General features: G+C 61.3%; 7 protein-coding genes and 1 pseudogene. 3 read left to right on the plus strand and 5 right to left on the minus strand.

Annotation, left to right across the window (positions count from 1 at the left end; genetic code table 11):
• Window positions 1-2 precede the first annotated feature (2 nt).
• Both BGC09_RS22140 and BGC09_RS08150 read left to right on the plus strand, forming a co-directional pair.
• A complete protein-coding gene (locus BGC09_RS22140) occupies window positions 3-1556 on the plus strand; it encodes an ATP-binding protein (RefSeq protein WP_141727691.1) in 1554 nt (517 codons plus the stop codon).
• A 381-nt stretch (window positions 1557-1937) separates the two neighbouring features.
• Window positions 1938-3203, plus strand: a complete 1266-nt coding sequence (locus tag BGC09_RS08150) for an FIST signal transduction protein (protein WP_069803390.1) — start codon at window positions 1938-1940, stop codon at window positions 3201-3203.
• 131 nt (window positions 3204-3334) lie between these two features.
• Here BGC09_RS08150 and BGC09_RS22820 read toward each other — a convergent pair whose 3' ends face one another.
• The 3 genes and pseudogenes from BGC09_RS22820 to BGC09_RS08160 form a co-directional block, all read right to left on the minus strand.
• The gene (locus BGC09_RS22820; RefSeq protein WP_069803391.1) at window positions 3335-4219 is read right to left on the minus strand and encodes a WD40 repeat domain-containing protein; all 885 of its coding nucleotides are present in this window, start codon (window positions 4217-4219) and stop codon (window positions 3335-3337) included.
• A 459-nt stretch (window positions 4220-4678) separates the two neighbouring features.
• Window positions 4679-4741, minus strand: a pseudogene (locus tag BGC09_RS23495) (zinc-ribbon domain-containing protein); the annotation flags it as partial.
• Between the two features lie 369 nt (window positions 4742-5110).
• Complete coding sequence (locus BGC09_RS08160) at window positions 5111-5998, minus strand: WD40 repeat domain-containing protein (protein WP_069803392.1); 888 nt, start codon at window positions 5996-5998, stop codon at window positions 5111-5113.
• A gap of 830 nt (window positions 5999-6828) precedes the next feature.
• Between BGC09_RS08160 and BGC09_RS08165 the strand changes: the two genes are divergently transcribed.
• Complete coding sequence (locus tag BGC09_RS08165; protein ID WP_218103994.1) at window positions 6829-10029, plus strand: efflux RND transporter permease subunit; 3201 nt, start codon at window positions 6829-6831, stop codon at window positions 10027-10029.
• On the opposite strand, the gene BGC09_RS08170 is transcribed toward BGC09_RS08165, so the two are convergent.
• Both BGC09_RS08170 and gyrB read right to left on the minus strand, forming a co-directional pair.
• Entirely contained in the window at window positions 10026-10322 is a 297-nt protein-coding gene (locus BGC09_RS08170; RefSeq protein WP_141727692.1) for a hypothetical protein, read from the minus strand. The two genes, BGC09_RS08165 and BGC09_RS08170, sit on opposite strands and share 4 nt — an antisense overlap.
• Window positions 10323-10454: 132 nt before the next feature.
• The gene (gene gyrB, locus BGC09_RS08175) at window positions 10455-12470 is read right to left on the minus strand and encodes a DNA topoisomerase (ATP-hydrolyzing) subunit B (protein WP_084658151.1); all 2016 of its coding nucleotides are present in this window, start codon (window positions 12468-12470) and stop codon (window positions 10455-10457) included.
• Window positions 12471-12612: the final 142 nt, after the last annotated feature.

Here is a 12612-nt window from a genome sequence, read left to right on the forward strand (position 1 = left end):
CTATGGAACGCTTGAATGAGATTATGCTCAAACAGCGACGGCAGCAATTGCTTCAGCAGCGCGCTCGCCAGGCTGGAACGCTGCCGCGAGAGCGTGGGGAGCAGACGATGCGCCTGCCTGAGCAGACAGCTCGCCTGAATCAGCCCCTCTCGCACCCCGGGCGCTCGCCTCGTGGACGGGTTGAGGTGACGGAAGTGCCTGGGGCTGATGTCCTGACCGATACTCTCGCGCTCGAGGGCGGCTCACCGCTCTCGCGTCCAAGCCGGCGGCCTGGTCGTCAGACCGATCGCCTCTATGGCGCGCGTCGAGAGGTCCCGGCGCCATCGCTTCCACGGCGTGCGCGCGACTACTACTATCGGGCTGACGATTACCTCCCATCCTTGCGTGGAGATGCCCTCTCCGAAGAGGTATGGGAGGAGGACGAGGATGACGACGATGAGGGCGGGATGCGCTACGGCGATTGGGAGGATGACCAGGAGTTGCTGGAAGCCCCTTCCCGCCCGGCTCTCTCCCGCTCGACTGTGGCCAGCAGGCTACCCTCGCCAAAGCGTGCGTTCGCGCCCGGCGAGGGCGCTGCGCTGCATCGTCGGACGGAGGGGCCGGCCTCGGTCCCGCCCCCCAGTCTGCCAGGTGGTCGGCTGGCCCTCCCTTCCTCTGGTGCGCCTTCCCCAGCTCGTCAGCAACGGGTGACTCAGCCCCTGCGCCCCAATGCGCTGGCCTCCCCTGCCTTTGCACAGCAGCAGGAGACGCTGCGGCAGCGCCCAGCTCGCCAGACGCCAGGCCACGAGCGGCCAGCAGGGAGATCGCTGGGGGCGTTCAGCTCCAACGCTGGTGGCTCGGCGTTGCCGGCTCCCTTTGGCTCCCAGCGTCCTGTTTGCCCAAAATGCAAGGGGGCGGGCTACCTGCGTCTCGATGTGCCCTTTGGCCATCCGCACTTCGGTAAGCCTATTCCCTGCGAGTGCAAGGAGGCCGATCTCAAGGAGCGCCGGCGCCAACAGCTCCGCAGCATGTCTAATCTCGAAGCCTTCCGCGATAAAAGCTTCAAGAGCTTTAACTATACGGTGCCTGGGGTGCGGCAGGCCTACCAGGCTGCCCTGGGGTATGCGCGCGAGCCTGATGGCTGGTTGCTGCTGGTGGGACCTAACGGCTGCGGCAAGACCCACCTGGCGGCGGCTATTGCCAACCTCTCCCTGGAAAATGGCTCGCTGGTACTCTTCGCAACAGTGCCCGACCTGCTCGACCATCTGCGGGCTGCCTTCGCTCCCGAGGCTCCCGAGGTCTACGATCAGCTCTTTGCGCGCATGCGCGAGGCGGAGCTGCTCGTGCTCGACGATCTGGGAGCGCAGCAAAGCTCGCCCTGGGCCAATGAGAAGCTCTTCCAGTTGCTGAACTATCGTTATAATTTGCGCTATCCAACGGTGATCACGGCTAATCCCCGCGGCTTACAGGCCATCGATGAGCGTATTCGCTCGCGCCTCTCCGATGCCTCTCTCGTGACTATGGTGACCTTTGAGGGGGCGCTGGATTATCGTCCGCGCAATCCTCGTCGGAATTGAGCCGACGCTGGCCTGATCGCCCGAGCGTGCTGCAGCCTGCCCCTCCTTTCCAGACTGGCAGAGAAGAAGGGCATGGCTGTGGTGCGCTCCCCGCCGCTCGCAACTCCTGCCCAGCTCTTCCCCCTCTTCTCTGCGTCTGACTGCCCTCGTCGTCAGGGGTTTCACCAGACTGGCAGGCGGTGCTCGTGGGGCTAATCCCGCCCTTTGAGGGCTTGCCTCTCAGCTCTTCTCTGCCTCTCTTGCTGTTGCCGGAACCTTCTTGCGTGTGCGATACTATCATAATGAGGAGTAGAACGCAGAACGCTATCCCTTCTCTAGCCCTCCACCTCCACGCGCTTCGGGGAGAAACAAGGAGGGTGGGGGGGGAGTCCATGCACGGGTGTGCCAGATGAAACATATCGTCGGGTCATGGAGAACGAGCGGGCAAGCACAGACGAGACGGAGCGTGGGGACATCAGTATGAATGCGGCTGAGGAGAAGCCCCTGGTACGGGAGGCCCTGGTCGAAGATGCTCGCTGGGAGCGGGCTTTGGCCCGCGCTCTGGCCCGCGTCAAAGGCCCCACCGATCTGGCCATTCTCTTCGCCAGTGGCCTCTATGCGGAATCGCTGCCTGAACTCGTGCGTCGTGCCTACGAGGAAAGCGAGGTACGCCTGTTGATTGGTTGCTCTGGCCAGGGGGTGATCGGCCAGGGCGAGGAGCTGGAGGAGACGGCGGCCCTGGCCCTGATGACGCTGCAGTTGCCGGGCGCACGACTGCGCGTGGTGCGCTTTACCCAGGCCCTGGTCGAGGAGTGCGAACGCGCCGAGGAGTGGCATACGCGCCTGGGGCTGCCTCCTGAAGAGGTCAATGCCTGGCTGATTCTGGCTGACCCTTTCCGTCTGGATAGTGAGGCTCTCCTGGAAGGGCTGGCTCGGGCCTATCCCCATTGCCCGATAGTGGGTGGCCTGGCCTCGGCTCACCCCTTGCTGCAGCGAACCTTTGTCTTTCGCAACGGCCAGGTCTTTGGCGAAGGAGGCGTCGGGCTGGCCCTCGGCGGCCCCTACACGATCTTGCCACTCGTCTCTCAGGGGTGTGAACCCATCGGCGAACCCTGGACGATTACCAGTGTCCGCGGCAATCTCGTCGAGACGATTTCTAATCGTCCAGCCTATGAACTTCTTTTAGAGACCTTACAGGAGCTACCACCTTTCCTGCAGCGTCGCGCCCGCCATAACCTGCTGGTGGGCCTGGCTGCCAACGAATACCGCGAGAGCTTTGGACGCGGTAGCTTTCTGGTGCGGCCCCTGATTGGGGTTGACCGGCTCAGCGGAGGGTTGGCCATTGGAGCGATGCCGCGCGTGGGCCAGACAATTCAATTCCAGATGCGCGATGCCAGCACCGCTGACATGGATCTGCGCGATGCGCTGGAGCGGGCGCGCGAGGAGCTACGTGACCGCGAGCCGGTGGCGGCGATCCTCTGCACCTGCAACGGACGTGGCATGAATCTCTTCGATACCCCTAATCATGATGCCGAGGCGGTCGAGCACTATCTTGGTCCCCTGCCGCTCATCGGTCTCTTCTGCAGCGGCGAAATTGGGCCTGTTGATGGCCGTCCCTTCCTTCACGGCTTTACCGCCTGCATGGCCTTGCTCGTGCGCAGGGAATAAAGCCGCCGGGCCCGGGCCTGCAGAGGCGGGGCCCAGCGCGGGAATATGATGCTCGCTCGCCAGGAGCGTCACTATCTGCTGGTCGAAACATTCGAAGTGGCTCCTTTCTCCTGCTCTGCTCCGCTCTCACCTCAAGTGGACGGTGCAGTCCAGACCTGGGCCGTGCCGTCGTTGCTGCAGGAGAGTATCAACCGGCCATCGCGTGACCACCAGGCCGACCAGACGGTGTCGCTATGCCCGTGATAAATCAACGACGGTCGCCCGCTGCTCGCCTCCCAGATTTGAACCGTGCCATCTTTGCCAGCCGAGGCCAAAAAGCGGCCATTGGGAGACCAGGCCACGCTCCACACACGATTCTGATGTCCGCGATAGATCAGCTCCTGATTGCCTGTGGCGGCTTGCCAGATGCGGACGGTGGCGTCGCGTCCTCCGGAAGCGAGGTGCTGGCCATCGGGGGCCCAATCCAGGTTTAAAACTCCCCCCTGGTGACCCAGGCAGATAGCTAGCGTCGTTCCATCGGAAGGTTGCCAGATGCGCACGGTACTATCCTCCGAGCAGGAGGCGAGCAGCTGAGCAACACGGGACCAGGAAAGGCCACGGATCGTATCTTGATGAGCGGTATAAGTGAAGACGGTATTCCCATCACGAGCGTTCCAGACCTGGACGGTGCGGTCGCCGCTCCCAGAGGCCACCTGCTGGCTACCGGGAGACCAAGCCAGGGCATAGATCGGCTGGCTGTGACCGCTGTAGCTGAGGAGAATGCTACCGCTTCTGACCTCGCCGATATAGACCTGATGGTCCTGGCCGCCGAAGGCCAGATAGTTTCCATCGGGAGACCAGGCCAGCGCATAGATCTCCTGCTTCAGGTTCCCACTATTCCAGATCAGCACAGGTCGCCCCGTGAGCGGCTCCCAAATCTGGACCGTCCCGTCCTGCCCACCGGTAGCGGCGAGCTGGTTGTCGGGCGACCAGGCGGCGCAGTAGACATAGCCGTGATGCCCCGTGTAGCGCGTCACAAGGCTCCCTGCCGCGCTGGCCTCAGCTTGGGGGCTGGTACTTGTAGAGCTGGCAGACGTTTGGGTTGGTGTTGATGAAGGGCGAGCTGAGGGTATGGAAGAGGGGGCAGAGGCCGAATTGCCAGCCATGCGCGCTCCGACGGTGCTTCCGGGAAAAGCTCCTTGAGAAGGAGAAACCCTTGAGAAGGTGTGCAGCAGAGCCAACGTCAAACCTCCGCCGAGCAGGACCAGCCCGCCTGCTCCCATAAGGAGTGCGCGCCGCGATAGAGCCTGCTTGCTTCTCGTCTCGGGGGCTGGTTGGGCCTGGGCCGGAGCACTAAAGCCGGGAGGTGGCGGAGTGATCGGCTCGGTCCCTGTTGTGGCAGAACCAGCGTGCTCAGTGGGGGTCGCCAGGACTACCGTCCCGCTGTCGTCTCTCTGCCTTTGTGTCCACTCGTCCTCTGGCAAGATGACCAGGTGACCACAAAGAGGGCAGAAACGTGCCTCTGATGGCAGAGGGGTTCCACAAAAGGGGCAGAACATCACTTCTGTCTCCTTTGTATTAGCTAGAGGCTATCCTCAGTGAAAAGGGTTAAGAGAACAGATGACGTCGCTCTTCCACTGTAATGGGTGTCCCCTTCCAGGTAAACGCTCCTTGACTGTTGTGTTTGCAGGCGAGAAGCAGGGGTCCAGTCGATTGTTCACTCCGACTGGTAACAGCCAACCCGGGGCCAGGGCCGTTCTCAACAGCAAGGTCTCAGGATGCTGCTTGCCTGCTCAGGCTCCTGCTTGCCAGGAGCCTGGCGGAGCAAGGGCGCATCCATCTCGATAAGGTTCTCATCAGCTGAGATCGTAGCCTGGCGGTCACGGCAGAAGCATGTTCTCGTGAGTGTGTTCAGGGTAAAGATCTGCTTAAACAGAGGGAGCTGTCCAGACCTGGGCTGTGCCGTCGTTGCCGCACAGGAGAAGCTGCTGACCATCGCCTGACCAGCGTGCGGACCAGACAGTGTCGCTGTGCCCGCGATAAGTGAAGCGTAGTTGCCCACTGACTGCCTCCCAGATCTGCACCGTGCCATCTTTGCCAGCCGAAGCCAGACGGTGGCCATCGGGAGACCAGGCCACACTCCAGACGCGGCTCTGATGACCGCGATAGATCAGCTCCTGGGTGCCAGTGGAAGCGCGCCAGATTCGCGCCGTGGCATCGCGACCGCCCGAGACCAGTTGCTGACCATCCGGCGACCAATCCACGTTTAAGACTCCCCCTTGGTGGCCGCGGCAGCTGATCAGTGTGGTCCCGTCGGCGGGTTGCCAGATCTGTATGGTACCATCCTCAGCACAGGAGGCCAGCAGGCGAGTCACGGGAGACCAGGAGAGACCGCGGATGACCTCCTGATGCGCGGTGTAGGTGAGGAGAAGGCTGCCGTCGAGGGCTCTCCAAATCTGGACGCTGGCGTCTTCGCCGCCCGAGGCGAGGAGCTGGCTGTCGGGGGACCAGGCCAGGGCATAGATCGGCTGGCTATGACCGCTGTAGCTGAGGAGGATGGAGCCGCTGTGCACGTCGGCAACGTAAACCTGGTGGTCCTGGCCACCGAAGGCCAGGTACTTCCCATTCGGAGACCAGGCCAGGACGTAGATCTCCTGCCCGGGCCAGACACTCCTCCAGCTTTGTACAGGTAGGCCCGCCATCGGCTCCCACAATTGGACAGTGCCATCTTGTCCTCCGGTGGCTGCCAGCAGGCTATCGGGCGACCAGGCGGCGCAGTAGACATAGCCACGGTGCCCGGTATAGTAGCAGATCAACAAACTTCCCTCTGTCGGCGCTTGAGAAGACGACTCGCTAGTGGCAGTCGCGAACCTTCTGGCTGCGGGAGGAGAAGCGGATCGCCTGTCCTCTTCGCCGGAGAGGTTCAGTGTGGCCCAGACCAGACCACCCCCAAGCAGTGCAACGCCTGTTGTCCCCAGGCCAGCAAGAAGACGGCGTCTCCCCACTAGCCGCCCTCCTCCTCGGATGTTGGCCTTTGTTGCAGGCCGCAGCGAAATAATAAAGCCCGGAGGAGGCAGGGTCGAAGGAGCAGAAGCTCGTGATTCATCAAGAAGAGGCGACGAAGGAGCAAGGGGCATGCTGGGCTGCCTCTGCCTGCTGGCAGCTAGCGCGCCATCCCGCTCGCGAGACTGCTCGTCCTCGGCCCCCAGGACTACCTTCTGACCGCAACGGGAACAGAAAGGCGCCTTCGATGACAAAGTTGCACCACAGAAAGTACAAAGCATAAAGCTGACTCCTGCCTCTCTAGCGTATACTGTACGGTTACGGCCTGGCCATCATTGTCGGCGGCAGCCTACAGCTATCCCCCGTCTCCATTGACCTGCCCCATCTTTCTGCCGGCCATCATACCCTTCGCATCTCCACTAAACGCCCTTTGCTCCCTTCATTGTAGGAGAGAAAAAGGAAAGAAGGAAGTCCTGGGCAGGCCCTTTCTGGTCCCACTCGCGGATGGTTTTTCAGCGCTGGCTGTAACCAATAGCCGGGGCCATTCGTAAAAACATTTCGAAACTGCACCGTTCTAGATCTTTCTAGAACCAGACCAGAAAGGGTACGAGAGAACAGTATGCATCGCCTGGCGAAGCTAAGCATGGCTAACAGGAGTATCGTGGCCTTAGCCACCATTGCTGTGCTCCTGTTAGGAGGATATATCATCCCGTTGTTAAAGCAAGAGCTGCTTCCACCGCTTGTTTATCCAGCTATTTCGGTTATCACAGCCTATCCGGGGGCTGCCCCGGCGCAGGTGGAGCAAGACATCACCGATCCGCTAGAAAGCGACTTCCAGGGCAACGCTGGAGTGCAGCGGATCACCTCACAGTCCAGCCAGGGGCTATCGGTCATCACGATCTACTATAACTTTGGAACCGACCTGGACCGGGCCCAGCAGACCATCAGCGAAGAGATTAACAAGGCCCAGGCCAGTCTACCCTCCAACGTCACCCCGCAGGTCCAGCAATATGACTTTGCCGACGTGCCCATTATCACCCTGGCCGTCAGCTCGGACCAGAACCAGCAAGACCTTGCTGTGCGCCTCAAACAGATTGTGGTGCCGGCTCTTCAAGGGATCAATGGAGTAGCGACTGTCAGCGTCACTGGTGTGCGACAGCAGATTGTCAGCATCACTCTCGACCCCAAGAAGCTGCAGCAGTACAATCTGACCGTCAGCCAGGTTGAGCAAGTGCTGCAGGCCAACAACATCACGCTGCCGGCGGGCCAGCAGACCACCAACGATCAGACGCTGGCGGTACGTGTGGGGAACACCCTTGGCTCGCTAGACGACCTCAAGAACCTGGTTGTTGGCGAGCAGGCGGTCCTACCACAGGGCCAGTTTCCGAGCAGCTCCACGGCAGCCAGTGCCAGCGCTGCCGCCGCGCTGCAGCAACAGCAGAGCAATGCCAGCACCAGTGCCAGCGCTGCCGCCGCGGCGGGCGTTACCCTGAAGCCGATCAAGCTTGGCGATGTTGCCACTATCAAGGAAGATCTCGCGCCCTCCACGACCCTGACACGTACCAATGGCAAACCTAGCCTGGGCATCTCGATCACCAAGACCAACGACGGCAATGCCGTCTCGATCTCGCAGGACGTCAACAACCAGCTTCCTGACCTGGAGCGCAAATTAGGCTATCATGCCCGGATCACCATCGTAAGCGACCAGGCCCCCTACATTCAGGAGTCGGTCCGCGACCTGGCTCGCGAAGGGCTGCTCGGCGCACTCTTTGCGGTCGTCGTCATTCTGATCTTCCTGCTCTCCGTGCGCTCCACCCTGGTCACGGCGATCTCCATTCCACTCTCGATCGTGATCGCCCTGATCTGTCTCTGGGTGGGGAACTACTCGCTCAACCTTCTGACCCTCTCGGGCCTGACCATTGCTGTCGGGCGTGTCGTTGACGACTCCATCGTTGTTCTTGAAAATATCTATCGCCATTTGCGAGGAGGAGAAGACAAACGCACGGCGGTTCTCGCAGGGGTCAAAGAGGTAGCGACTGCCGTCACGGCCTCGACTCTGACCACTGTTTGTGTCTTTCTACCGCTGGCCTTTATTGGCGACATTGTTGGCGAGTATGCCCACCCGCTGGCCTTCTCGGTCACGGTGGCCCTGCTGGCCTCGCTACTGGTGGCCCTGACCATTATCCCCGTATTGGCCTACTGGTTCCTTAAGGGACCGGCGGAGAAGGCCAAGAGTGAGCGTGCACTTCCCCAGGAAAAGCCCAGCTTCCTGGAGCGGGGCTATGTGCCCCTGGTGCGTTGGGTCACGCGCCACCGTGCCATTACCCTGGTCGTGGCCCTGCTGCTCTTCCTTGGCAGCTGTGCGCTCTTCCCGCTCCTACCGGTCAACGTCTTCGGCAACCAGGGGGCGACCTCCTTCCGCTTTAGCCAGAAGCTGGAACCGACGGCCAGCCTGGCCCGTCTCGATGCGGCGGCGCGACCTGTTGAAAACATGCTCAGCACCATTCCTGACATCCAGGCCTATCAGGTGACCATCGGCGGGGGTGGCAACTCCCTGCTCAACCTCGGCCCTGGGGCCTCCAATGGCAGTAGCGCCACCTATATCGTCACCGTCAAATCGGGCGCTGATCTCAATCAGGTACAGCAGACCGTTCGCGACCGTCTCAAAGGGCTGCAGGGAGTTGGCACCTTTACCTTCCTGCAGACCAGCAACAGCAACATCGTCGATATCACCGTGCAGGCGCCTGACGAGACCACACTGCGCCAGGCGGCTCAGCAGGTCTACGCTGCGGTCGCCAACACACCCAACACCGCCGACGTCAGCAGCGACCTCTCCTCGGCGGTTCCCCTGATTGATGTCCATGTCGATCCTACCAAGGCCCTGGCCCACGGTCTGACGGCGGTCCAGGTAGGGCAGCTGTTGCAGACCGTTTACAATGGCACCACCGTGACCCACGTCACCCTCAACGGAGTGCAACAGGATGTCGACCTCAAGCTGGGAACGGCCCCGACCAGCCTGCAGCAGCTGCGAGATCTCCGGCTGCCGACCGGTTCTGGTAGCGTTCGTCTCGGCGACATTGCCACGGTCAGCCAGGTCAATGGGCCAACCCAGATCTCACACCTCAACGGCACACGCACGGCTACCATTACCCTGACCGCCACCATCGATAACGTGGGGGCGGTGACGCGCGATGTCGAGAAGCGCATCAACGGCCTGCATCTGCCGGATGGGGCCAGCGCCAGCCTGGGCACCAACACCTCCCTGCAGAACCAGGCCCTGCAGCAGTTCTACTTTATCCTGCTGGTGGCCATTCCTCTGGTCTACATTGTGATGGTGGCCACCTTCCGCAGCCTGGTGCAGCCACTGATCTTGCTCATCTCCATTCCCTTTGCCGGCGTTGGCTCGCTCATCCTGGCGGCCATTACGCACACGCCGATTGGCGTCTCCTCCCTCTTCGGCTTCCTGATGTTGATCGGCATTGTCGTCACCAACGCCATCGTGCTCATCGACCTGGTGAACCAATATCGAGCACGGGGCCTGGATGCGCGCGCGGCAGTCGTCGAAGGCGGACGCCGCCGCCTGCGCCCCATCTTGATGACAGCGCTTGCCACCGTAATGGCCTTGATCCCGATGGCCCTCGGCATTGGAGGCGGCGACAGCCTGCTCATCTCGGGCGACCTTGCCATCGTTGTCATTGGGGGGCTGACCTCCTCAACGGTGCTAACCCTGCTCCTGGTGCCCACCCTCTATGTGCTGGTTGAGGATATCAAGGAGCGCTTCACCCGGCGACCAACTCCGCCCACCACTGGAGGCGAGCGGACCGAGGCCGTAGTCGCCCACTAATTGCTATGGGCTGTCTGCAACAAAGCAGACAGCCCTACCTGCCCGGTTGCTTCCTCCTCCTGCTGTGCCTGGGCTAGGAAGAAAGACATCAAAACGAGGAGACCAGTCTGCTTCTTTGGCAGACTGGTCTCCTCGTTCTTTTTGTTGACCTGGCCGCCCTCCAGGGAAGCGAAAGAAAAGCGACTCAGGCTCGCGGCGAGCCGGCAAATAGCCTGTTGGGAAAGCGCTTGCTTGTTATGCTGCGGACCACAGAGGAAATGCTGATGCGAGCGGGGAGGAAGAACTGACATCATCCCTCGCTCCCTCGCCAACCTGGAGATAGAGAGGTTGGTCAGCGAGGGAGCGTGCAGCCCGACCAACGGAGTGGGCAAGTCGAAGCTCTTCTCTTTGTTCGCCGGGCGGGCACCCAGGCGTGGCGCTGCTGGCTAGATATCCAGTTCCGCGTTCTTGGCGTGGCTTTCGATAAAACGCTTACGAGGGGCCACCTCGTCGCCCATCAGCATATTGAAGACGCGATCGGCCTCTACCGCCTCCTCGATCGTCACCTTCAGAATTGTGCGGCGAGCCGGGTCCATCGTCGTCTCCCAGAGCGTTTCGGGGTTCATCTCACCCAGGCCTTTGTAGCGTCCCACCTCTGGCTCCTTCCCATTATGCTTTGCCTTGTATTCAGCGATCAGGGCGTCGCGCTCCTCATCCGAGTAGGCGTAGCGCACCTCCTTGCCCATCTTCACATGGTAGAGAGGTGGCTGAGCAATATAGAGGTGGCCGTCTGTAATCAGCGGCTCCATATAGCGGAAGAAGAAGGTCAGGAGCAGAGTGCGGATATGGGCCCCATCGACATCGGCATCGCACATAATCACGATGCGCCCGTAGCGCAGCTTTGACTTATCGAAAGATTCACCGATGCCCACACCGATGGCCGTAATAATATTCTTCACCTCCTCGTTTTCGAGCATCTTCTGCAGGCGGGCGCGCTCGACATTGAGGATTTTGCCGCGCAGAGGGAGGATCGCCTGGAAGTGGCGATCGCGGCCCTGCTTAGCGGAGCCGCCGGCGGAATCGCCCTCAACGAGGTAGAGCTCACAACGATCGGGGTGGCGCTCAGTACAGTCGGCCAGCTTACCGGGGAGGGTCGTATCGAGAGCATTCTTCCGCTGAACCAGCTCGCGAGCCGCGCGAGCCGCCTCGCGGGCACGAGCCGAAGTCAGGCACTTTTCGATAATGGCGCGCGCCTCCGAAGGAGTCTCCTCCAGGTAGACCGAGAGCATTTCCGCCGTCACCGCCTCGACGATCGGACGCACCTCGGCGTTATTCAGCTTGGCCTTCGTCTGGGCCTCGAATTGCGGGTTCGGCAGCTTCACACTGACCACGGCTGTCAGGCCCTGGCGCACATCCTCGCCAGTCAAGTTGCTCTCCTTCTCCTTCAGGAAGCCCATCTTACGCGCGTAGTCGTTGAGTGTGCGCGTCAGGGCGCTGCGGAAGCCAGTGATGTGCATGCCCCCGTCCACGGTGTTGATGCCGTTAGCGAAAGAGAACTCCGTGGTATTCCAGCTATCGTTATACTGGAGAGCGATCTCGACCTTCACCTGGTCGACCTCGCGCACGATACTGACGGGGCGGCTTTGCAGGCAGTTGCGGTTCTTATTGAGGTAGCGAACAAACGAGACGAGGCCGCCTTCAAAGTAGAAAGTGACCTCGCGATCGGTGCGCTCATCGCGGAGGGAGATCGTTAAGCCGCGGTTGAGATAAGCGATCTCGCGGAAGCGCTGGGCCAGGATATCGAAGTTATAGTCGCGGGTCTCCATTACCTGGAGGTCGGGGAGGAAAGTGGTTTTAGTGCCGTGGCCCTCAGCCGTCCCCAAATCCTCGACGGGAGTGACGGCCACCCCGCGCTCGTAGCGCTGGCGATAGCGGCGTCCATCGCGCTTCACCTCCACCTCGCACCATTCCGAGAGAGCATTGACCACCGAGACACCCACGCCGTGCAGGCCGCTGCTGAACTGATAGACCCCGCTGCCGAACTTGCCCCCGGCGTGCAGGATCGTCATCACCACCTCCAGCGTCGACATCTCCGGGCGCTGGTGATGTTTTTCCACAGGGATACCGCGCCCATTGTCTTCGATCGTCACCGACTCATCGGCGTGGATCGTGACCGCCACCGTGTCGGCGAAGCCTGCCATTGCCTCATCGACGCTGTTGTCGACCACCTCATAGATCAGGTGGTGAAGGCCGCGCTGATCTGTCGACCCGATATACATGCCAGGTCGGACGCGCACCGCCTCCAGGCCCTCTAGAATCTGGATATGTTGCTCGCTGTAGTCCCCATTGCTCACGCTGTCACGCGGCGCCGCCTGGGAGCCATTGAGTTTCTCCTTCGGGAGAGCGCCGTCGCCAGCTACCTGCTCAGCCGTTGCTGCCAGAGATTCTCTTGCTTTTGCCATAGGGTCTGCACGTTCCTTTAGCGCTAACAGCCTTCTATTTATAGAAAAAGAGCGCAGAAGCCGCTCTCGCCCTCGTAGCTATCGCAGCCTGTAGACTCGCGCGGGCCAGCGTCTATCTGACTGGCGACGAGTACTGCTATGC

Source organism: Thermogemmatispora onikobensis (genome assembly GCF_001748285.1).
GTDB lineage: Bacteria > Chloroflexota > Ktedonobacteria > Ktedonobacterales > Ktedonobacteraceae > Thermogemmatispora > Thermogemmatispora onikobensis.